19 protein-coding genes are annotated in these 23,909 nt (G+C 34.6%); 14 read left to right on the plus strand and 5 right to left on the minus strand.

What is annotated here, in order from left to right; all coding sequences use genetic code 11:
* The first annotated feature begins 1 nt into the window (after position 1).
* From ABTV69_RS14975 to ABTV69_RS14995, 5 genes are all read left to right on the plus strand, one after another.
* Positions 2–1,288, plus strand: a complete 1,287-nt coding sequence (locus tag ABTV69_RS14975) for a PKD domain-containing protein (RefSeq protein WP_433830099.1) — start codon at positions 2–4, stop codon at positions 1,286–1,288.
* Between the two features lie 39 nt (positions 1,289–1,327).
* The gene (locus ABTV69_RS14980; RefSeq protein ID WP_433830101.1) at positions 1,328–2,557 is read left to right on the plus strand and encodes a hypothetical protein; all 1,230 of its coding nucleotides are present in this window, start codon (positions 1,328–1,330) and stop codon (positions 2,555–2,557) included.
* A gap of 7 nt (positions 2,558–2,564) precedes the next feature.
* Positions 2,565–3,782, plus strand: a complete 1,218-nt coding sequence (locus ABTV69_RS14985; RefSeq protein WP_433830103.1) for a hypothetical protein — start codon at positions 2,565–2,567, stop codon at positions 3,780–3,782.
* 60 nt (positions 3,783–3,842) lie between these two features.
* Entirely contained in the window at positions 3,843–4,787 is a 945-nt protein-coding gene (locus tag ABTV69_RS14990; protein ID WP_433830105.1) for a DUF4465 domain-containing protein, read from the plus strand.
* A gap of 200 nt (positions 4,788–4,987) precedes the next feature.
* Positions 4,988–5,626: an NAD(P)H-binding protein gene (locus tag ABTV69_RS14995; RefSeq protein WP_433830107.1), complete on the plus strand. Its 639-nt coding sequence runs from the start codon at positions 4,988–4,990 to the stop codon at positions 5,624–5,626.
* Positions 5,627–5,705: 79 nt separating this feature from the next.
* On the opposite strand, the gene ABTV69_RS15000 is transcribed toward ABTV69_RS14995, so the two are convergent.
* The gene (locus ABTV69_RS15000) at positions 5,706–7,988 is read right to left on the minus strand and encodes a cation:proton antiporter domain-containing protein (protein WP_433830109.1); all 2,283 of its coding nucleotides are present in this window, start codon (positions 7,986–7,988) and stop codon (positions 5,706–5,708) included.
* A 300-nt stretch (positions 7,989–8,288) separates the two neighbouring features.
* Here ABTV69_RS15000 and ABTV69_RS15005 point away from each other — a divergent pair, with 300 nt between their 5' ends.
* The 6 genes from ABTV69_RS15005 to ABTV69_RS15030 all read left to right on the plus strand — a co-directional run bounded on the left by ABTV69_RS15005 (position 8,289) and on the right by ABTV69_RS15030 (position 15,028).
* Positions 8,289–10,271 (plus strand): ATP-binding protein, encoded by a 1,983-nt coding sequence (locus ABTV69_RS15005; RefSeq protein ID WP_433830111.1) that lies wholly within the window; start codon positions 8,289–8,291, stop codon positions 10,269–10,271.
* A 76-nt stretch (positions 10,272–10,347) separates the two neighbouring features.
* Positions 10,348–10,713 (plus strand): response regulator transcription factor, encoded by a 366-nt coding sequence (locus ABTV69_RS15010; RefSeq protein WP_433830113.1) that lies wholly within the window; start codon positions 10,348–10,350, stop codon positions 10,711–10,713.
* Positions 10,713–11,927: a tetratricopeptide repeat protein gene (locus tag ABTV69_RS15015; RefSeq protein WP_433830115.1), complete on the plus strand. Its 1,215-nt coding sequence runs from the start codon at positions 10,713–10,715 to the stop codon at positions 11,925–11,927. The genes ABTV69_RS15010 and ABTV69_RS15015 overlap by 1 nt, the downstream gene beginning before the upstream one ends.
* Before the next feature lies 1 nt (position 11,928).
* The gene (locus ABTV69_RS15020) at positions 11,929–12,750 is read left to right on the plus strand and encodes a hypothetical protein (protein WP_433830117.1); all 822 of its coding nucleotides are present in this window, start codon (positions 11,929–11,931) and stop codon (positions 12,748–12,750) included.
* Between the two features lie 11 nt (positions 12,751–12,761).
* Positions 12,762–14,192 (plus strand): glycosyltransferase family 2 protein, encoded by a 1,431-nt coding sequence (locus ABTV69_RS15025; protein ID WP_433830119.1) that lies wholly within the window; start codon positions 12,762–12,764, stop codon positions 14,190–14,192.
* A gap of 206 nt (positions 14,193–14,398) precedes the next feature.
* Entirely contained in the window at positions 14,399–15,028 is a 630-nt protein-coding gene (locus ABTV69_RS15030) for a response regulator (RefSeq protein WP_433830121.1), read from the plus strand.
* Here the strand turns inward: ABTV69_RS15030 and ABTV69_RS15035 are convergent.
* Complete coding sequence (locus ABTV69_RS15035; protein WP_433830123.1) at positions 15,025–18,039, minus strand: sensor histidine kinase; 3,015 nt, start codon at positions 18,037–18,039, stop codon at positions 15,025–15,027. The two genes, ABTV69_RS15030 and ABTV69_RS15035, sit on opposite strands and share 4 nt — an antisense overlap.
* Positions 18,040–18,207: 168 nt before the next feature.
* Between ABTV69_RS15035 and ABTV69_RS15040 the strand changes: the two genes are divergently transcribed.
* Complete coding sequence (locus ABTV69_RS15040; protein ID WP_433830125.1) at positions 18,208–18,762, plus strand: NAD(P)-binding domain-containing protein; 555 nt, start codon at positions 18,208–18,210, stop codon at positions 18,760–18,762.
* A gap of 120 nt (positions 18,763–18,882) precedes the next feature.
* Here ABTV69_RS15040 and ABTV69_RS15045 read toward each other — a convergent pair whose 3' ends face one another.
* Entirely contained in the window at positions 18,883–19,803 is a 921-nt protein-coding gene (locus ABTV69_RS15045) for a DMT family transporter (RefSeq protein WP_433830127.1), read from the minus strand.
* Positions 19,804–19,900: 97 nt separating this feature from the next.
* On the opposite strand from ABTV69_RS15045, the gene ABTV69_RS15050 reads away from it, so the two are divergent.
* Positions 19,901–20,359, plus strand: coding sequence for an Lrp/AsnC family transcriptional regulator (locus ABTV69_RS15050; protein WP_433830129.1), 459 nt, complete (start codon positions 19,901–19,903; stop codon positions 20,357–20,359).
* Positions 20,360–20,413: 54 nt separating this feature from the next.
* Here ABTV69_RS15050 and ilvD read toward each other — a convergent pair whose 3' ends face one another.
* Both ilvD and ABTV69_RS15060 read right to left on the minus strand, forming a co-directional pair.
* Entirely contained in the window at positions 20,414–22,105 is a 1,692-nt protein-coding gene (gene ilvD / locus ABTV69_RS15055) for a dihydroxy-acid dehydratase (RefSeq protein ID WP_433830131.1), read from the minus strand.
* A 46-nt stretch (positions 22,106–22,151) separates the two neighbouring features.
* On the minus strand, positions 22,152–22,718 hold the full coding sequence (locus ABTV69_RS15060; RefSeq protein ID WP_433830133.1) for a Crp/Fnr family transcriptional regulator: 567 nt from the start codon (positions 22,716–22,718) through the stop codon (positions 22,152–22,154).
* 359 nt (positions 22,719–23,077) lie between these two features.
* Between ABTV69_RS15060 and ABTV69_RS15065 the strand changes: the two genes are divergently transcribed.
* Complete coding sequence (locus tag ABTV69_RS15065; RefSeq protein WP_433830135.1) at positions 23,078–23,890, plus strand: helix-turn-helix domain-containing protein; 813 nt, start codon at positions 23,078–23,080, stop codon at positions 23,888–23,890.
* Positions 23,891–23,909 lie beyond the last annotated feature (19 nt).

Genomic DNA, 23,909 nt, shown 5'->3' on the forward strand with positions numbered 1-23,909 from the left:
TATGAATCAAAGATTTTTCAAGTATTATCGAAGTATAGTATTGGCTTTTTTTGCCATAATGCTGGTCAATTGCTCTGGCGAAGATTCTGATAACCCAGAATCGGGTGGAGGAGAACCAATAGCAAATGAGTTTAAAACAACCCGTTTTGCAATTATTGCTTTAAGTCCGAAAACTACGGCAAGTGAAACGGCAACGTATAATTGGACGATCGAAAGTGTTTCTTCAGAAAATTATTCGCTAGCCAATACAACTTCAAAAGAAGCATTATTTGCCGCTACTGCTGAAGGAACGTATCAATTTAACGTGGCCATTACCGATAAAGGAACAACTCAGACGCAAAAAGTTACAGTTGCAGTAACCTTAGAAAATACAGAATTAAAAAGCTACATCTCAAAAGTGTTTGAGTTTAAGCCTGCTCCGGGACAATTTGTTAATGATCTTCCGGTTGCGAATGACGGAGATTCTGCCGATCGAATATTGACAAGAGCCAATTCTTATTTGGCCAAAAAAAACGGAGATCTTATTTCGCTTGGCGCATTTGGAGGACATATTGTTTTTGGTTTTGATCACAGTATCGTCAATATTAAAGGCAAACGTGATTTTAGAGTTTTAGGAAATGCTTTTTGGGCAGAAGCGAATCCGAATCCGAATGCGGAATTAAGAGGCGGCAGCAGTGAAGCGGGTGTGATTATGGTTTCTTACGATAAAAACAAAAACGGACTTCCAGATGATGACTGGTATGAAATTGAAGGCGGAGGACATAAAATGGAAAAAACGATTCGTAATTACGAGATCACTTATTATAGGCCAGATCCAAACAAAACTCCTGTTCCAGGCGGCGGAACAGGAACGGTTCTCTTTACCGATATGGAATACATCTATTGGAAAGACAATCAGGGAAAAGACGGCTATTTAGCGCAAAATAATGCTTATAACCACTCTCTAGAATATTGGCCGAAATGGCAAAAAGATCAGGCAACGTTGACTTTTAAAGGAACAAGATTGCCTGATAATGCCGTGGATGAAAGCGGTAACGGAAGCTATTTTGTTCAATATGCTTTTTTATACGGCTATGCTGATAATGCGCCAAACAGCGACAATGATTCTGGAATTGACATTGATTGGGCAATTGATAGCCAAGGGAATAAAGTAAAACTTCCAGCGATCGATTTTGTAAAAATCTACAACGGCTTAAACCAGCAAGCGGGTTGGTTAGGAGAAACTTCAACAGAGGTTATGGGCGCAACCGACTTGCATCTTTTGGGTGAAAATATACCAACGAGATAAAACTTAACTAGTATCAAATCAATTTATTATAATCAATTTATGAAAAAAAATGTTACCCAATTTTTATTGCTGGCATTTGCATTCGTCTTTATCGGATGTAGCAGCGATGACAAAGAAGAAAATGTATTGAACGTTACGCTTCAGGACAAGTATGAAATTCCAACTTTCACCGTTTTAGAAATACAAGCTTCAGATGCTGGCGCAACCGCAAAATACGAATGGATTATGACTAAAAATCCATTAAACCAAGTAACCGATTCTGTAGTTGGTTGGACTAAAGACTTAACGTTCGCGGCTATTTATGCAGGTTCTTACGAATTTACATTGAAGGTGACGGCAGAAAACAAAAAAGGAGCTACAAGTACAGTGGTTAATGTAACAAATGAGCCAAATAGCTTCAATCCGTATATCACGCGCATTTTTGATTTTGATCCAGCACCAGGAATGTTGGCCAACGATATTTACAAAGACGGCAATTCAAAAGAAGATGTTACAAAAACCGCTTTAGGAAGAATCAACGAAACCAGCGTTGGCTATCCATTAGACTTAGGAGGTTTTGGAGGTTCTATCGTAATTGGATTTGATCATACTGTGGTAAATGTTCCAGGCACTAGTGATTTTAGAGTTTTTGGAGGAGATGTTACAAATCCTACGGGGGCAAAAGGTAATCCGCCCGCGCCAGGATTGATTTTTGTCGCTTATGATAAAAACAAAAACGGAAAACCAGATGCAGATGAATGGTATGAAATCGCAGGAAGCCAGCATTCTAAATCAACAACTATTAAGAATTTTAAAATTACGTATAAGAAAAAAGCTGTGGGAGAACCTCTGGTAACTTCAAGCGCTCTTTGGACAGATTATGAGCATGTTTATTGCGAAAATAGTAAAGGAGAAACCTATTATTTGCCAAGGCCAAGAGGCAAAAAAGAATTTTATCCTTTATGGGCAACACAGACTACAGTAAGTTACGAAGGTTTGAAATTGGATGTAGATTTTAAAACGGCACGTGCAGGTCAAACCACATTATGGTATTCAACTCCTCCAGAATGGGGATATGTAAATGCGATAAATCCAGATATCGATATTGATTGGGCTGTTGATGCAAAAGGAAATAAAGCCAACCTTCCTGGAATCGATTTTATAAAGGTAGTGAATTGTGTTAGTGAACCAATGGGCCTTTGCCAACAGCAATCTTCAATGGCAACTGTATTTGCAGGAGCAGGAGATCTTCATATAATAAAAAAATATAATCTAAAAAAAGCTAACTAGTAAGACCATGAAAAAGTATTTAAAATATAGTTTACCTCTAATTACTCTTGTTGCTTTTTATGCGTGCAGTAATGACGATTCTAAACCAGAAGAAACTGTAGAACCTGTAAAAGAGGCAAAAATTGGGATCAAATTGGCTTCAGAATTTACAGTGCAGAATTATGATGTTGTTGCAATTGCTCCAGAAGTGACGATCGAAAATGCAAATGGAAAAACAGAGTCTTACCAATGGTCTACTAAAATTACAGGCAAAGATGGTATTGCTAAAGATTCAATTATTGGTGACAATAAAACCTTACTTTTTATTACGCCAAAAGCAGCAGAATATGTAGTTGATTTAAAAGTTAAAATTGATAAAATCGAAAAGGAAGCTTCTACAAAAGTGACGGTTTCTGAAAGCGGAAAAACATATACTGCGAAAGCAGTAACGTTGATCGATTTTTTACCTGCACCAGCATATAATATTGACAATTACAGCACAAAAGAGGAAGCCTTTGAAGCCGCTAAGCAAAGTCTGCAAGATGGCGGATCAGTTGCTTTGGGAGCATTTGGAGGATATATTGTAACGGCTTTTGACCATACTGTGATTAATGTTCATGGAAAACGCGATTTTACGGTACAGATGGGAGCAGGAAATAATACTATAAAATTTTCTCCTGTAAGTATCGCGGTTGCCTATGACGCGAATAAAAACGGAAAAGCAGATGAAAATGAATGGTATGAAATTGCAGGAAGCGAATACAATAAATCGACTACAGTTAAAAATTACGAATTAACCTATCGCAAACCTAATCCAACTGCGACTCCTGTAGCTGGAGCCTTATCTTGGCAATATGATACCGAATATCTATCATGGACAGACAACAAAAACGGTACAGGGAAAATTACTAAAACACTTAATCGCAGAAGAGTAAATTATTATCCAGAATGGCAGGGAGATTCTTATACTTTGAAAGGAACGAAAATAGCGATTCCGGTAAAAGATGTGAGTGATGGTGCTGGAACTCTTTTTAATGTTGGAACATTTGCTTGGGGTTACGGTGGCATTGCAGATCCGTCAATTGATATCAGTTGGGCAGTAGATAAAGACGGAAAAAAAGTGCATTTGCCAGGAGTTGATTTTGTAAAAGTATATGTGCCAACATTTGCTGCTGTGGGAGCCAATGATATGTTGACAGCTCTTTTTGAAGAAGTTTCAGACCTCCATTTTAAAGCTGCAAAATAAGTTGCTGCAGTTCAATTTTAAGAATAATAACTACGAATATTAATCCCTAAATTTTATGATATGAAAAAAGCAGTTTATTTTTTAACGCTTGGCTTGCTATTAGGATTTTCATCTTGTAGCAGTGATGATGATGTTTTAAGCAATGAGGCTTCGGTTTCTGCACTTAGCAGCACAGGCAAAACAGCAAAAGTAGCCGTAACAGATCCTTCTGTCGGAACTACCACAACTCTTAATTTAACCAGTTCTTTGTTAAGCAACGGTACAGCAACAATAGGCGGAAAATATTGGGAGAATACCTATGTTTCAAATACCAACTTAACCGTTGATATTTTTAAATTTTCTCATACAGGAACATCAGCCGGTTACAACTATTGGGATGGATTTATTGTTTCAAATGTAAATGATATTACCAATTACGGAGCACCAGGAACAGGCGGATCAAACAGTTGGATAACCAATCAGTGGGGGACAATGGCAGGAAGTGGTTTCGGAACTTCGACTACAATTGCACCTGGAACTCCTGGAACATCTGGAGATCCTTACATTGTAGCCTATTGGTCTAGTTATTTAGATCCTAAAACACCAGAAGGAACTACTTTTAACGAGGCTAATTTTTCTAATTGGATAAAAATTGGAGATACAGGATTGTATGAAGTTAAAGGTTTAAAAATCAATATTCATCCTTGGCCTTATTATGGCTGTTTGTACGGAGATGGATTTGCGAGAGCTTTTACATCTGGAGATCACTTCGAATTGTTGATTTATGGAGTTGATGCCTCTGGTGTAATTTCAAGCCCAATCACACATTCGCTGGCCAATTATTCAGGCTCATCTTTGGTTATGCCAACTGGCTGGATCAACGTAAATACTTCTAATCTTACGAGTTTAGGAGAGGTGCAATATTTGATTTTCCAATTGGCTTCAACAGATTCTGATCCAACGTACGGAATCAATACAGCGACTTATTTCTGTTTAGATAAGCTTTCTGTAAAAAGAGTAGAATAAATGTTTCAGAAAACCTCTTTACTTAGTTAGTAAAGAGGTTTTTTGTTTTTTCTTCTTCGAGATCTATTGGCAAAAAGAAATAACTTGCTAAATCTTCGAGATCTGCGGGTGAAATTACTTTAGATGCGAATAACTATCATGCGTCTCTATTAGAAATTATTTCCAACAAAGAGTTATATTTACTTTAAAATCTTTTTATTATGAAAGCATTGGTAATTGGAGCGACAGGCGCAACAGGAAAAGATCTCGTTAATTTGCTTTTAGAAAGTGTAGATTATTCAGAAGTTGCCATCTTTGTCCGACGTTCAACAGGAAAATCCCATTCAAAATTAACGGAACATGTTGTTGATTTTTCAGATGTGCACTCTTTTCAGGAATTAATTACAGGAGATGTTCTTTTCTCTTGTATCGGAACAACTTTGAAAGATGCAGGTTCCAAAGAAAAACAATGGAAAATTGATTATGATATCCCTGCCAATTTTGCTGCCGCTGCGAAACAAAACAATGTAAATTCTTTAATTCTAGTTTCTTCTTATGGCACTTCCGCGAAAAGCAATGTGTTTTATTCAATGATGAAAGGAAAGCTGGAAGATCATCTTCAAGAACTGAATTTTACGCAATATATTATTTTCAGACCAGGCCCGCTTATTCGCGAAAATACAGACCGTTTTGGAGAAAAAATTTCAGTAAAAGTCATCAAATTCTTCAACGCCATCGGACTTTTTAAAAATCTAAAGCCAATCACGACAGCATTTTTAGCTGAAAAATTAGTAAAAGCTCCAAAAGTGCTTCCATTAGGAAATACAACATTGGAGCTAAATAGAATTCTTGAATTATGAGTTATAAGTTATGAGTCATGAATTATAAGTTGCGAATGTAACTCATAACTTATAATTCATAACTCATAATTTAAAAAAGCTATTTTTTATCTTCAGAAAGAATTAAAGTAGAAGGAATATTAGCCAGCCAAGGACTTTTATTCTCTACTAAATGTTTCCATCCATCAATAGAAATTAGCATAAGATCTTGTTGTTCCAGAAAATCTTTTTCAACAGCTTGTTCTTTTCTTAGCGTCAGCTGGTTTGGAGCTGCTTGTTCCATTAACCTTATTTTTTCTTTTGTATCCAAATCGGACATAATTTTACCTTCAACATCTAAAATCTCAATTCTTGCATGGATGTTTTGAATGAATTTCTGAACATAATTTTGAATAAAATCCCAATCTTTTAAGCTGAAAAGCGGAATAAAAATTGTATTGATATCGTTAAGATCTTTATCAATTAAAACACCAACCGGAATATGCGATTTTGCAATAATTTGTCTTGTTCCATCATCAAAAGGAGCCGATTCCAGTATGTTTTCTTTTCCGGTTACGGTATTCAAAATCTTTTCAGGATTGATAATTCGAGTTGTAAATCCAAGCACTCTTCCTAGTAAACTTCCTTGGTAGATAGACTGTCCAATTCCGACCAATAAAAGGTCGTGTTTGCTTTTGTTCGCCACATTTACAATTTCGTTATCAATATCGGCAGATGCTTTAAACATTGTAGTGATGTTGCGATTTAGAGCAACCGATTCTTCAACTACATCTTTAAATTTTTCATTTTCGTAAACGTCTGTATTGTAATGATGTAATTCTTCAGAAGGAAGAAAGTGCATGGCTGTAATCTCAGAACTTTCAGCTCTTTTATTCGTTAGTCCGTCAGCTACTTTAAGCAGTGCCCTTCCAGATTCTGGTCGGTCAAAAGACAATAAAATTCGATATTTGTTTTTTAATGCAACATCTTCTTCATTTTCGTCTTTACTAGATCTAAAAAGCCAGTTGATAAAGTCTAACGTTGGCCCCGTCATAAACGTTGTAGCAAGTGCCATAATCACAAACATAGAAAATAATTCTGGACTCAAAACGCCAAGATCGTAACCAATATTCAAGGCAACCAATTCAGTTAAACCTCTAGTATTCATCAAGGCTCCGATAGATAAACTGTCTTTCCAGTTTTGACCCACAAATTTCGCGGCAAGTGCACTGCTGACAAATTTACCTATAACAGCTACAGCAAAAATTAATCCTGCAATTTTCCATAAATAGGGCTCGTTCAATAAACCAATTTGCGTTCTTAAACCTGTAAAAACAAAGAATAATGGCAATAAAAGTACTAGCGCAACGTCTTCTACTTTTTCAATAAACAGATTTCTAAATCTAATGTTTTCAGGCATAATCGCTCCTGCAATAAAAGCACCAAACAAAGCGTGAATTCCGATAACTTCTGTTAAATAAGAAGAAACTACAAGAGTCAAAAAGAAAATGGCAACGATTGGTTTGCTTAATTTTTCGCTTGTCGCATACAAATCTCCGATTCTTTTCAAGAACGGACGAACTACTTTTATCATTAAAAAAACATAACCTAAAGCTAGAACTACCGTGTACAAAGCGCTCCCAAAAGAACCTGCTTTTACAATTGCAATTACAACCGCTAGAATGCACCATGCCGTAATATCATCGGCAGCGGCACAAGTAATTACGATAGTTCCTAATTTTGTCTTATGAATTCCTCGTTCCTGTACAATTCTGGCAAGCACCGGAAATGCAGTAATACTCATCGCAATTCCGGCAAACAAACCAAAAGATGTAAATTGTACATCTGCAGGGGCAAACTCGTCATATATAAAATACGCTAGACCCATTCCTAAAACAAACGGAATGATAATACTGGCGTGACTAATAACTACAGCGTCGTGGGCTTTGTTTCTCAAAATCTTCATGTCGATTTCCATTCCCACGATATACATGAAAAGGATCAAACCAATTTGGCTTAAGAACTGAAGATTTCCAAGTGATTCTGCGGGAAATAATGCGGCAGAAAACTCAGGAAAATACATTCCGATTAAAGAAGGCCCCATTACAATTCCAGCGATCATTTCTCCAATAACGGCTGGCTGTTTTATTTTAATGCAAATCCATCCAAAAATGCGGGCAACAAAGATAATCGTAACAATTTGTGCCAATAAAAGGGCCAGAGGATGATGGAGGTTTTTGATAAGCGAATCCAAAAATTCGGCCCATTGTGTTTTATCTGAAGTTGGAATTTTAAGATTTCGGCCTGTTTCTAGTTTTACTCCCAATAAAATGATCCAATACATTAAAACGGAAAATCCTCCGATAACGCCAACGTAAAAAATACTGTTTCTTAAATTTTTCATTTATTTTAATTTTTTACTCTTCAAACCGCTTTTTTTCTTGTAGAAAAGTTTTAAAATTGCCTTTTTTGAAGAGATTAGTTCATAAAATCGAGGCAATTTTATAACAAAATGAGCATCCGCCCAATAGTGGCACTTCAATTTTGTAATGACATAGAAAAAATTTGTAATGAAATATATAAAGGAAGATTTTGCAGATAAAAATGGAAGGGTTCTGAACATTTTTTTCAAGAAATTCGAGACAAGGCAAGGGTTTTAGATTAAAAAAATTTATCTTTATACCTTTACCACGATCCAAAAAAAATGAAAGATTATCCAATTCCAGATAACGAATTGCAACGTTTAGCAGCCCTAAAGCGTTACAATATACTTGATACACTTCCAGATGATGCTTTTGACGATGCTACAAAGCTTGTGGCTTATATCTGCGGCGTGCCAATTGCCCATATTTCTTTTATTGATGAAAATAGGCAATGGTTTAAGTCTGAGATCGGAATAGGAGTTTCTGAGGTTCCTCGCGAAATTGCTTTTTGCAATTACACTATTTTAGATAAAAAAATTCTAGAAATCAACGATACACATGTCAATGAAACATTTAAAGATGATGCAAATGTAACAGGCGGCTTTAAGATACGATTTTATGCAGGAGTACCGCTAACAACGCCAGATGGCTATAATATAGGAACTTTGTGCGCTATTGATCATGAGGTTAAAGTGTTAAATGAAAACCAGCGAAATGCACTTTCTATTGTAGCCAAACATGTAATTACTTCATTGGAATTAAGTACAAAAAACAATCAGTTATACGCACAGCGAAAAATTGCAGAGCGTGCTGTATTGGCAAGGGATACTTTTTTGGCCAATATGAGCCACGAAATAAGAACGCCTCTCAATGCAATTATTGGTTTTACAGATTTGCTTGCTCAGACAGAACTTGATGAGACGCAACGCGATTATATTGGAAGTGTTCAAATTGCGGGTGAAAATTTACTTCTGATTGTAAACGATATTCTAGATCTTTCTAAAATCGAATCTGGAAGTTTGCCAATAGAAACAGAACCTTTTAATTTAAAGAAAACACTTAAACACGTTTATAATTTATTGAAAGTGAAAGTGCAGAAAGATGTTGAATTTGACCTTTTTCTCGATGCCGAAATGCCAGACATGGTGATTGGCGATCAGGGAAGGCTTAATCAAATCTTGGTCAACTTGATTGGGAATTCGCTTAAATTTACAAATGAAGGAGAAGTAACAGTTTCGGTAAAAAAAATAGACGAGACAGAAGACGATTATACGCTTAAATTTTCTGTAAAAGATACCGGAATCGGAATTCCAAAAGATAAACTCGAGACCATTTTTGAGCGATTTACGCAGGGAGAAGAAAGTACCACACGAACTTTTGGAGGTACGGGTCTTGGGCTTAATATTGTCAAACAATTAGTCGAATTGCAAAAAGGAGAAGTCCACGTAAAAAGCACCTTAAATAGAGGTTCTGAGTTTTACTTTATTCTTTCTTATAAAAAGACAAATTCTGAAGAAGTCGCAGTCAAAACAGTTTCTAAAAATGATTTAGGAAATCTTAAAATTTTACTTTGTGAAGACAATGTTTTAAACCAAAAGCTTGCAAAAAGCGTAATTAATAATTTTGGGTTTGATTTGGATATTGCACACAATGGAGAAGAAGGGATCGAACTTTTATCTCAAAATGAATATGATTTGGTCTTAATGGATTTGCAGATGCCTGTAAAAGACGGTTATCAAACGACAGAATATATTCGTAATGAGATGAAATCTGATATTCCGATCATTGCTATGACCGCACATTCATTGGTAGGAGAACAGGAACTTTGCTACAAAGTAGGAATGAATGCTTATGTACCAAAACCGTTTAAACAAGCTGTGCTTTTAAAAGCCATAAAAACAGTAATGACTCCAGGTAATGATACGCAGCACAGAAGGATTATAGATATGTCTTTTTTGGATGAAATGGCTGGCGGCGATCCCGAATTTAGAAAAGATATGATTGATCTTTTTGTTGAAAAAATTCCAAATCAAGCGAGAGAATTAGAAGAGGCATTTCAGCATACCGAATATGAAAATGTGAAAAAACTAGCACATAATATGAAGTCAAGTATGGATATTTTTATGCTTCAAGATTTGAGTAATTGCCTTTCGATAATTGAGGAAGAAGCTTCAAAAGGCGCATTTACGGCAGAAACTTTAGATAAAGTAAATATTTTCACTTGCGGAATCGAAGAAGTCGTTAAAATTTTAAAAGAGCTATGATATAAGGGAAATATGCAATAGCTTTACAATATATGACGTTATAAATTAAGTTATCCCCAGATAAAAAAAATAAAAAATGAGAATTATTGTAGCCGAAGATAATGATATCCTACGCAAATCGTTATCTTTTTTCTTAGAGTCGAAAGGATTTAGTGTTGACCAGTTTTCTGATGGAAAAGATGCCTTAGAGGCAATTGAAAGAGAAAATTATGATTTAGTATTAACTGACATAAATATGCCAGGTGTGAGCGGAATGGAAATTACGCAGCATATACGAGAGAACCTTAAATCTGATATTCCTGTCATCATATTAACTTCTTCAAGTGTTGAGCAGACCGAGCTTGACTCTTTTGACATTGGAGCAAACGAATTTATTGCTAAGCCTGTAAGTCCGGCTGTGCTTTTAGTGAGGATTAATAAATTACTAAAAACTCGAATCTAATGAAGTTACTGTATTATTCTATTTTCCTGCTATTTATTTCTTCTGTCGCGATTGGACAGGAAATTAACATAGATGAAACTTTGGCAAACGTTAAGCGCGAGGTCGAAAAAGAAAATTACGATAAAGCTTTATCGCTGATTGGACCTTTGCGTGCCAAATATCCAGAAAATGAGGATATACAAACGTATGCTGGACGTATTTACAGCTGGAAAAAAGACTATAAAACAGCGGTGAAAATTTTGTCTCCAATGGCAGACAGAAATAACCCAAATCCAGAAGCTTTGCAAGCACTTGTAAACATTTATTTCTGGCAAGAAGAGTATGAAAAATGTATCTCATATTGCGATAAATATCTCGCCGTCGATCCAAAATCGGTTGATGTATTGAGGATTAAAGCAACCTGTCTAGAAAAATTAAATAGAGATCAAGAAGCATTAGATTTGATTAATAAATCGGCGTATATAGACAATAGTACGCAGGCTTTCAGAGGAATTCGTACGCTCATAGGGCGCAAAGCTAAAAATGCAGTTTCGGCTTCTTATTTAAATATTTCAACTTCAGACCCAGGACAATCTCCATTTCATTATGGCTATGTTGAGTATTCGCATAAATTCAGTAAATCGGCTATTGTGGGAAGAGCCAATATCGGAAACATAAGCGGTGACACTCAAATGTTATTTGAAACCGATTTTTACCAAACCTTTTCAAATAAAAGCTATTTGTATGCCAATGCAGGAGTTTCAACAGGAGAAACGATATTTCCTGTGGCTAAAGGAGGTTTAGAATACTATTTTGCTCCTCAAAAAAAGTTTGATTTTTCGCTTGGAGCAAGATTTATGCATTTTGATACAGACGATATTACCTTGCTTACTGGACAAGTTGCTTACAATGCAGGAATTTACAGTTTTGCTTACCGACCTTATTATGATATTTCGAACGAATTGTTTTCTCATGTTTTGAGCGTGCAACGCGTAAACGAAGAAAAGGAGCGTCTAGTAAGACTGGAGTTGCAATACGGAAACGTTCCCTATTTGTATCTTTACAATAATTTTACTCAGCCTCTTAAAGCGTATCGAGTTGGAATTCAATACCAGCACCGTTTTGGCGACTCGTTTTTTGTACGCCCTATTTTTCTTTACGAATACGAAGAATATACACCAGGAGAATATAGAAATAAGTTTAATGTGCAGTTCATTGTAACGAAACGTTTTTAAGATGACAGAAATCTGGGATTTATATAAAAATGGACGTTGGGAAGTACCTTTTCTCACTTTTTCTATATACTTTTTTGTGGCTGCATCATTAATTTTATATTTGGTTATCGTAGCTAGCAGAAATAGTAAAATAAAAAAAGAGCGCCTTACAAAAGAATACAGTGTAACGATAGATAAAATACTGTCGGCTGTTATTTTTGAAAATGTTCCTTTTTCAAAAATTAAAGAAGATAAAAACTTTCTAGTGCTTTTTGACACGTCGTTTTTTAGAGCAGTTTTGACAAATTCGCTTATCAATCTGCATAAAAATTATGAAGGCGTTTATGCCGAAAAGCTAGAGCAGTTTTACAAAGATTCTGGATTGATAAAAGATTCTTTCAAAAAATTAAAAAGCTTGCGATGGGAAGTAAAATGTAAAGGAATTACAGAATTGGCGGAGTTTAATATAAAAGAAGCTTTTGATCTTATAGTTGCCTTTTCTAAAGCCAGAAAGAAAACTTTAAAAATTGTAGCTATAAATGCCTGTATAAAATTGGAAGGAACGCAGAGCATTCATTATTTGGTAGAACATCCAGATCCTATAGACGATTGGATGCAGCTGAACATTATTGGAGCTTTTAAAAAACATGATATTGGCGATACAATAGGAATAGAACATTTGCTTGAATCCCAGAATACTACGGTAATCACGCTGGGCTTAAAGCTTATAAAAGAACTTAAATTATCGCAGAAAGTACCTCATGTGGCACAATTGGCCGCTCAGACTACAAATACAGTTATAAAATACGAAGCACAGAGCATTTTGCAGACATTAACAGCATAATCTTATAAGAAATGACTTTTTTTAATCCTGAAATAACGTGGTTTTTGGATGTGTATATACTCCTGATATTGGGTTACGCGATACTAATCATGTCTTCTTATTTAGCGTTAGCCTATATTTCTACAAAAGAATTGAGAAAATACCTCAAACGAAACAGTTTTGTTGATTATGAAGTGCTCTTAACGAGTGAATTTGCACCAAAACTTTCGCTTATCGCGCCTGCTTATAACGAAGGTTTAACGATCGAAGAAAATGTAAAATCGTTGCTTTCGCTAAACTACAACAACTATCAGGTTATTGTGGTAAATGATGGAAGTAAAGACAATTCGATGGAAATCTTGACCAAAACCTACGACTTGGTTTTATCCGATTTGGATTTTCATTCACAAATTGAAACTAAAAAGATTAAAGGAGTTTACACTTCAAAAAATGCAGCCTTCAAAAAACTAATTGTTGTTGACAAAGAAAATGGAGGCAAAGCCGATGCATTAAACGTCGGACTTAATATTGCACAAAACCCGTATGTGGTTTGTATAGATGTCGATTGTATTTTGGACAAAGATTCGCTTTTAAAATTAGCAAAACCATTTTTAGAAGCCTACGGGAAACGCATTATTGCAACTGGTGGAGTGGTTCGTATTGCCAATCAATGTGTGATAAAAAACGGACGTTTGGTCGAAGTGCATGTTCCAGATGTAATGCTGCCGCGAATTCAGGTTTTAGAATATCTAAGGGCTTTTCTTTTAGGAAGAATGGCTTGGGGAAGACTAGACGGATTATTGCTTATTAGTGGTGCTTTTGGTGCTTTTGATAAAGAAATTGCCATACTTTCTGGCGGGTATAACACCAAAACAGTGGGAGAAGATATGGAGCTGATTGTAAGAATGCGCCGCTATATGTTAGATAATAAATTGCCATATTCGGTAAGTTATATTCCAGATCCGTTATGTTGGACTGAAGCGCCAGAAGAATTCAAAATATTCAAAAAGCAACGCTCTCGCTGGATGAGAGGAACAATAGAAACGTTAAGCATTCACAAAAAAATGTTCTTGAATCCGAAATACAGATTGTTAGGAATGCTGAGTGTCCCTTACTGGACATTATTTGAATTTTTAGCACCTGCAATCGAATTTATCGGTTTAGTAATAACCGTTGTATTTATCGCACTAGGATTATTAAATTGGCATTTTTTCTTTTTATTGTTACTTTTTGTGTATACGTTTGCGGTTTTATTTTCGGTTATTGCTTTATATAGCGAAGAAAAAACCTATCACAAATATCCAAAACAAGCCGATTTTTTCAAGCTTTTAATGGCCGCTTTTATCGAACCATTTTATTTTCATCCGCTTACCGTTTATGCGGCATTAGTTGGGTATAAAGAAAAAGTGATGGGAACAAAAGGCTGGGGCGAAATGACTAGAAAAGGATTTACTAAGAAATAGCTTATTGGTGAAGTAAAATAAGTACTCAATAAATAAAATCTAATTTGATCTGCTCAAATCGTTTTAAAAATCTGCGTGAAAAAAATTACGAATAAATATTTCACCGCAGATTTTAAAAGATAAAAGCAGATTTACGCAAATTTAAAATCTAAGTTGATGTGTAAATTGAAAAAATAATTTGACTTAACGGAGTTAGAATAGGAAATATGACAAAGAAAATTTTAATAGTCGACGACCATTTGGTAGTTCGAAACGGAGTAGCAATGATTCTTGAAAGACAGTTTGAAGATGTTGCGATTTCAAATGCAGAAAATTTCTTTGAAGCCATTACACTTTTAAAAAATCTTCCTTTTGACTTGGTTATTTTGGATATTAATATTCCTGGCGGAAAAAGCACGGATATGATAACGGATATTAGAGCCATTCAGCCCGATGCTAAAATATTAGTTTTCTCGGCACACGAGGAAGAGCAATACGCTTTAAAATATCTTTCTTGTGGCGCCAACGGCTACGTAGATAAACTTTGCAGCGAAGAAAAAATAATATATGCCATTACGTCAATCTTTGAAACAGGAACGTATGTTTCGCCAGAATTGGTTAGTAAATTAGTGGATATTCAGTCCAATAAAAGAAAACTGAATCCGTTTGAAGGATTGTCGAAAAGAGAAGTTCAAATTACTGATTTACTCGTTCAAGGAAATGGAAATTTGGAAATTTCAAACATCCTCAATATTCATATGTCAACTGTAAGTACCTATAAAGCTAGAGTTTTTGAAAAGCTAAAAGTCAATAATTTAGTAGAACTCATTAATTTGTATAAAACGTTTCAGACTTAGGTGTATTCTACCATTATTTCTATTGTAGTTCCTTTATCAATACCGCTTTTAATGTTGATGTTACCTTCAATAAGAATAAGAAGTTCAATAATCATGTGAAGTCCCAAATGATAGTTTTTTGAAATTGGGTTTTTATAAAAATTGTGGTAATAATCAATAAGCTCTTTGCTCATTCCTTTACCGTTATCAATTATTTTTAAATTCAGAATGTTATTCTGAGTAGTGCACAATAGCGCAATTCTTCCATTTTTGGTGTTTTTGATAGCATTGTCAATTAGATTGTGAATGATGATTGAAAGCGCTTTTTTGTTAGTTTTTACAAATAAGCCTTTAGGAACATTATTGGCAATAATATTGTTTTCTGCTTCGGCAATTTTTTCAAAAATTTGAATGCTTTCTTCGATTAGTTCATGCAAAGAATAGCATTCATCTTCCAATTTTTTTCCTTCAATAAAAATAGAAGAGTATTTAATAAGATTTTCAACAAATTCATACAATTGAGAAGTTGACGTTTGCAATGTTCCCAACTGCTGTTTCAGCTTTGGATCTTCTTGTATCGTGCTATTTTCAAATAGATGCTTTATGGAAGAGGACAAGAATTTTAACGGACTTTTGATATCGTGGCTCATGCTTTTAACAAGCATTTCATGCTGCTTAATTTCTTGTTTTAAATTGTTTTCTGTTATTTCAAGTTTTTTTACGGTAGCCGCTAGTTTTTTAGTCTTTTTTGCAATTACTTCTTCGAGTTTTAAACTTTTGATTTTTAAATAATATAATCTGATAAACCATAAACAAATTACAAAAGCAATTGCAAGAATCCAGCAAAGAATAGTAAACCAGATTGTCTGATGAAATTTTGCAGGAACAACAAGAACCACTTTTTTATAAGCATAATTGGTCTCAAAACCAGACAAGCTTCTAAAAGTAAGAGTGTATGTTCCAGGAGGCAGCGTTGTAAAAGATATCGATTTGTCTGCTTTCAGTCGTTCCCAATGATCACTTCCAATTCTATCCATTTTGGCCTCGATAGTTAAATTTTTTGGATTGCCATGATACGGATACGAAACCAAAAAGTCAACTCTCTGAAAATTGTTTTGTAGTATGAGAGTATCTTTTGGAAAAAGTATTTTCTGATCCAAAACAACTTTATCTATAAAAAGTTCTTTACCGGGAAGTAAAGGAGAAACTTTATCAGGATTAAAAAACACGAGACCATTCATGGATGGAAAAACGATATCGTTATTTTTAAGCAAATTGCCGCATGGCTGACAGCCACCGTTAAATTCGTTAATTAAAAAGCCATCTGATTTATTGTATTGATGATAGTAAATAACGGTATTTTTATTCTTAGAGTATTTTACCAACGCTTGTCTTGATACTTGGAAAAGTCCTTTGTTTGTAGAAATCCAAAAAAAACCTTTTTTGTCTTCAATTATGCAATGTGCGGAGTTAAGATAATTTTCTTCATCTGTCGGAAACGAATGTAAAATATGATCAGAATAAAGAAAAAATCCTTTTTCGTAAGTAGTAAGCCATATTTTTTGTTTGCTGTCAATAAAAATGCTTCTAATGCTTATTTTTTCTGAACCTTTGATAAAACTTATTTTCTTTGTAGTTAAATCGTATTCAAACAATCCGCTGTTGGTGGCCAGGTATAGAATATGGTTTAATTTAGCAATATAGTTGATGTTGTTTTTAAAAACACCTTCAAGCTTTACTATTCCTTTTTTTATAGAATACAGTTTTGGTTGATGTAAAATATCTTTATTTAAACTAACCCATATCGTTTTATTATTGTCGATGAATAAAGTTTTTGCATTTTGACCAAATGGATAGGAGAGATGTTTTTTATATCCCGATTTTTTTAGCAAACAAAGAACTTTCATGTCTCTGCCAATCCAGATGTTTTTTTCATCATCAAGCGCAATGCTAATTTTTTCGTCTAAGAAAGCGCTTTTTGGAAAGTGAATGCTATCAATGATCTTTTTATTATTAAAAATAAATCCTTCAGAGGTTATAACAGTACTATCGCTAAAAGGTTGTGCAGCGTAATAAACCTCAGATTTTTCAGTGTTTTTTGTAATGGTTTTAAAAGAGGGGAAAGAAATGACGCATAATCCGTTTGTACCACTTCCCAAATACAGTTTTTTATTATTTTGGTCGTAATAAATGGCAATAATATTACTGGTCTTTAGGTCTTTGTAATCAACAATGAATTCGGCTTTTAATTTGCCATTTAGAAATTTTAAGCTGTATATTTTATTTTTGACACTGAGAAAAACCTGTCTTGTTGTGATATTCCAATACAGCTTATGATGTCCATTTAAAGGTATGTTAAGCTTTTGAGAAGATATGCCGTTTTTCGTAAAACAATGTAATTCACCATTATCAGCTAGATAGTAAAGAGAATTATCTATGATAAAAAAATTAAAAACATTATTACTTTTAAAAGTCGTTTTAGAAATGGTTTTCATTTTAGAATCACACAATTCTACTTTTTCAGTATCCAGAAAATAGAGATTGCCAGAAGGTAATCTGATATAAAAAGGGTCGTGTTTGTTTACAGTATAATTTGAAGGAAGACCATCATGAAGAAAGAAATGTTTGCCGTTTCGGGGTATATTATAGGTAGGACCATCTTTTTTTATGATTTGTACTTTCGCATTTTTGATAAAAACATATTGATCTCTGCTTTCATTAAAACTAGTAAGGCTGTCTTTCTCAATACTTCCAAAAATATCCTTAAAGCGATTATGTTCTAAAGTTGTATTGGAGGAATTAAAAACCAAAAAATTATTTCCGTCATATCGAACAATGCCATTTTCAGTAGTCATCCAGATAAAATGATGCTTATCTTGTATTATTGCACTTATACTATTTTGATACAGTTCGTTATTATCAGCAGTATACCATCTCACCGTGTAGTTTTCTTGGCAGATTAGTTTTGTTGTAGCAAGCAGCAGCAAAAAACAACAATAGCGAAAAGAAACAAAAGCTGTTATTTTGGACATTCTGGCTAATTTTATACACCACAAACTTAACAAACATAAATAAGAAATCACGTTTTGTAGTTTTAAATCTACAACGTTGTAGGTTTATTGGGACAGTAATAATAAGCTTCGTAATAGTCTGTACGACTATATTTGTCATATTAGGTTAAAAGCAAAGTTCAAAAACGTATGAAGATAGGAGTAATTGGTTTATGTAGTTTTACAATGGATTTTGCAAATAAGGCAGCCAAAGTCGGACATCAAGTATTGTTGAGTTCTACTAGAGAAAATCGCCAGTTTAAAGATTTGGCAGCAACAATGGGAGAGCATGTAAAATTGGTAAGTAAAAATGAAGCGGTGGAGGCTGATATAGTGCTATTGTTTATTCCTCGTGAAGATGTGGGGCTTTTTATGAAGGATTTGCCAGATATGAGCGATAAAATATTGCTACAAGCTAGCAATCCAATTTTTAGTTTAGAATGCCTAAGACCAAATTCTAAATCATCGAGCGAAATGATAGCATCACTTTTACCAGAAGCACATGTAGTAAAAGTTCTTACTATTACTAATCCAAACGTACTTTCGTTGTTGAGCCAAAGACCAAAAGGAAACGAAATATTTTTTACAGGTACTGATAGAGAAGCAAAAAATAAAGTAAAGACATTTTTTAAAAGCCTAAACCTTGCTGGAGTAGATTTCGAAGATTTCTGTTTGCCCCCAAGAACGGCATATTCGATGAATTAACTCGAGTATTTTTATTATGAAACCAGCTTTGAATAAAATCCATTATTCAACCCCGAAATGTTCCCAGAAAAGCTAACTTTCTGGGACATTTTATTTAGGGTAATTTTGTAGAAGTAAAGTTTAATCTAAATCTGTTTTCAAAACGGCTTTTTTTTCAGAGCTTTTGCTTAATAAAAAGACTGTAGAGATTATTAATAAACTGCCAATCCAATCAATAATAGAAAAAGGTGTTTTAAGCCAATAAACAGCTAAAACAGTAGCCGCAAGTGGTTCTGCAGATGCCAATAAACTAGCTTTTTGGCCTCCAATTATTTTTACTGAATTCAGATAGAATGTAAATGCAATTAAAGTTCCAAAAACAATTATTAAAGCAGTGTAGAGGAAGGTGAGCAAATCCCATTGGCCTTCTATTTGCCAAGGGGCTTTAACAAAACTAAAAGCAAAACCGCCACAAAACATTCCCCATCCAATTACTACTGAGGGTTTGTATTTATGGAGCAGTTTAGCAGGTTGTAAAGTATAGACAGCTAAAGCAATTGCCGAACTAAGTCCGAAGAATAAAGCAGTTCCAGAAATAGCCAATTTATTAAAATTTCCATGTGTTACTAATAAAATTGTTCCGGTTACGGCAAGGATAATGGCTAATGTTTCTTTTGCTTTTGGCAGTTTTTTGAATTTTAAAGCCAAGAAAATCGCAATTATAATAGGTCCGCAGAATTGCAAAATGGTAGCAGTTGCAGCATTAGAATGTTTTATAGCAGCAAAATAGGTGTATTGTACAGAAAGCATTCCAGCGATACTAAATAGTAATAATTGAAACGCATCTTTTTTAGATTTCCAGATTTCGAATATTTCTGTTTTTTCATGTAGTTTCGAATATATTAAAAGTATAATTCCTGAAACTAACATTCTAACCGTAATTAGCCATTCTACATTTAGCCCTCTTTCTTGAAATAAAAACTGTCCAAAAGTTCCCGAAATTCCCCAAAATATGGCTGCTACAATCGCCAAAAGAAACCCTTTAAATATTGACTTACTCATTTTGTACTTTTTAATAATTTGTAAAATGCAAAATTGCATCATTATTGAAGGTTATTTTAATTAAATTTGAGGGGTAATTTGCAATTTTGTTTCATTTATGGATAGTTTTGATAAAGAAATACTCGAAATTCTTCAAAAGGATAATTTAACTCCACAAAGAGATATTGGAGAAACAATCGGATTATCTCCTGCCGCAGTAAAACGCAGAATTAAAAGAATGCGTGAAGAAGGTATTATAAAGCATGATATTTCAATTTTAGATAGGGAAGCTTTAGGCAATCCTGTAACTTTAATGGTTGAAATATTTTTAGAAAGCGAACAAATCGATCTTATAGATGAAACAAAGAAATCATTGGTTTCCTGTTCGGCAGTGCAGCAATGTTATTATGTAACGGGAGAGTCTGATTTTGTTTTGATAATAGTTGTAAAATCTATGATGGATTATGAAAAACTAACAAGAGAATTGTTTTTTGCTAATAAAAACATCAAGAGATTTAGAACTGTTGTTGCAATGGGAGTAGAAAAGCTTGGTTTAAATATTCCAATTACATTGTAATTAAAAAAACAGCTTCTCCAAGTATGAAGAAGCTGATTCTAATATATTGAAGATTTAATCTAAATCTGTTTTCAAAACGGCTCCTGTACTTGCATTGGTAACTAATGCTCTATATTGAGAAAGCCATCTTGAGTTTAAAGGTTTTTTCAATGGTTTGAAGTTGGCTCTTCTTGCCGCAATTTCTTCATCGCTTAAATTAACTGATAAAATATATTGATCTACATCGATATGAATTTCGTCGCCATCTTGAACTAAACCGATCATGCCCCCTTCAGCGGCTTCTGGAGAAACGTGCCCGATAGAAGCTCCTCTGGTTGCGCCGCTAAATCTTCCGTCAGTAATTAAAGCTACAGAACTTCCAAGTCCCATTCCCATAATTAAACTTGTTGGAGAAAGCATTTCTTGCATTCCAGGTCCGCCTTTTGGTCCTTCGTAGCGAATCACCACTACATTTCCAGCTTTTACTTTCCCCATCATAATTCCGGCAATTGCTTCGGCTTGACCGTCAAAACAAACGGCACTACCTGTAAAAACGCGATCTCCAGTTAAACCAGCCGTTTTAATAACCGCGCCTTGTTCAGCCAGATTTCCGTATAAAATTGCCAATCCGCCAACTCTGCTATACGGATTATCAATGGTATGAATAATCGTTGTGTCTTTAATTTCAGCATTTGCAATTTTCTCCAATAAGGTTTCGCCGCTAATCGTAAGATTATCAATTAAAACGCCCGAACCTCTTTTGTTTATTTCTTTCATCACCGCATTTACACCTCCAGCTCTGTTGATGTCTTCCATGTGAACCGTGCTTAAACTTGGCGAAATTTTAGCAATATGCGCTACATTTCCAGAAATGGTATTAATGTCTTTTAGCTTAAAATCAACATTAGCCTCATTCGCAATTGCAAGCATATGAAGAACCGTATTCGTGCTTCCGCCCATTGCCATATCGACAGCAAAAGCATTGCGAACAGCATTTTCGTTCAAAATATTTTTCAATTTGAATTTTTCAATAGCCTGCTGATCTTTAGCAATAGTACAAATTCTTTTTGCCGCTTCACGATACAATTGCTCACGTTCTGGAGTTTGTGCCAAAATGGTTCCGTTTCCTGGCAAAGCAATTCCCATCGCTTCCATTAAAGTATTCATCGAGTTAGCCGTAAACATTCCAGAACAGCTTCCGCCAGTAGGACAAGCGTTACATTCAATATCGTACAATTCTTCGTCTGAAATTTTTCCTGCTTCGTGTTTTCCAACGGCTTCAAATGCTGTTGCTAAATCAATTGCGGTTCCGTTTTTGGTATACCCTTTAGACATTGGCCCGCCGCTTACAAAAATAGTCGGAACATCAACGCGTAAAGCTCCCATAATCATTCCTGGAACAATCTTGTCACAATTTGGAATTGCAATCATAGCATCCAATTTATGTGCGTTCATGACACTTTCTATCGAGTTTGCGATAATTTCGCGGCTTGGAAGCGAGTACAGCATTCCGTCGTGTCCCATTGCGATTCCGTCATCGATTCCGATAGTGTTGAATTCAAATGGAACACAGCCATTTGCACGAATTTCTTCTTTGATGATTTCAGATACTTTGTTTAAGAAAAAATGCCCCGGAATAATTTCAATAAAGGAGTTGGCAACTCCTATAAATGGTTTTCCGAAATCTTCGTTTTTCAAGCCCGTAGCTCGCAATAAGGATCTGTGAGGAGTTCTCTGAACCCCTTTTTTTACTTCATCACTTCTCATGATAGAAAATGTTTTTTAATATTGTTTTTTGATGTTTTACAGCGTGTTAGATCTGTGATTTTATTCTGCTTAATGTTTCTGGCGAAATATTGAGATAGGAGGCAAGATTGGCATTGGACAATCTCTGAATGAGTTCTGGATTGTTTTTAAGAAGATTGCGGTATCTTTCAGCAGCGTTTTGTGTCAATAAGGTACTCAGCTTAGAAGTAATAACTGTTAAACCGTATTCTAGAATATAAATGTACATTTTGTCCCATTGCGGAATTGTATTGCGAAGTCGGAAAAAATCGTCATAAGAAATTGCTAGAAGCTCTGAATTTTCAACCGCTTCAATATATTCAGTGCTTGGCTCTCTCGAAATTAAACTTACGATAGAAGTTAGAAATGTACCTTCAAAAGCCATAAAACGAGTGGTAATATGATCTTCTGTACTGTAGTACAAACGTAAACAGCCTTTTTTAATAAAATAAATTTTGTCTGCAACCGTTCCGCTTTGGAGTAATTGCTCATTCTTCTTTACTTGTACTAATTTAAAGCAAGAGAGAATGGTGTTTAACTCATCATTTTCTAGTTGTAATTTGCTTTGAATTAAAGCTTCAAGTTCACTCATCATTTCTCAAAAATTAATCATTTTCAAAAGTAAAGCTAATCAAAGAAAAAAACATTGACGAATGTCAAAATCGGTTTAAGAATCAGTATAAATAAAGTTTAAGAGTCAAATAAAAAACTTTGCGACTCTGCGTCTTTGCGAGCAATTTCTCAAAGCAAGGATTTTAAAAGCTTAAAAAAAAATCTCGCAAAGACGCAAAGTCGCAAAGTGGTTTTTGTTTTAAGATATGCAGTAAAGCCTTTGCGACCTTATTACTGCATTCAGCTTAAAAAAAATCTTTGCGCACTTTGCGGTAAAAAAAAAACACAACGACAAGCAAGAAAGCCTGCAGAAAACCAAAAACAAATCTGTAATTTAGTAACATGAAAATTCAACTGAAACAATCTTCTTTTCTTGAAAAGGAAATCAACGAGCCTTATTACAACATTTTGATGTTTGATGGAGAAGCCGTTTTTTCTGTTGATTTAACCGATTACGAATGCAAAGGAAAATGTCTTTTGTTTCTAACGCCATATCAATTGTTGCAATGGAAAAGTTCTACAGCGCCTTTCATCAACACTTTAAGCTTTCACGGAGATTTTTATTGCATTGAATATCATAAAAAAGAAGTCGCTTGCAACGGAATCTTGTTCAACGATATTTACAGCGAACCTTTCGTAATCGTTTCCGATTTTATTTATGAAGAAATTGCAAGCATTATTGAAAGAATGAAAAGAGTAGAAGACTCTGAACTTGATTATGATAATTCGATTCTGAAATCGTATCTGCAAGTTGTTTTGGCATTAAGCAGTAAAGAAAAACGGCTCAAAATGTCGCCGAAGATTCAGGAATCTATTGGAAATGCTGATATTTTGAAGTTTCAGCATTTGCTTGATTCTCATTTTCTAGAAGCAAAAGAAGTCGCTTTTTATGCTTCTAAGTACCATTTGAGTGTGAATACTTTCAGTAAAAGAATCAAAAAACATTTCGGAAAATCACCTTCGCAATTGATTCAAGATCGTATTGTTTTAGAAGCGAAAAAACAACTGCATTTAACGACAAAGACTATAAAAGAAATTGCAGATGATCTGAATTTTGAAGACGAATTTTATTTCAGCCGCTATTTTAAGAAAAACGTTGGCATTTCCCCTAAAGAATTCAGAAAAGAAGTCGGTATTTCTATCGTGGCAAAATAGTCCATGAAAACTCCTTTAT

It is taken from the genome of Flavobacterium anhuiense (assembly GCF_050990855.1).
Classification (GTDB): Bacteria; Bacteroidota; Bacteroidia; order Flavobacteriales; family Flavobacteriaceae; genus Flavobacterium; species Flavobacterium anhuiense_C.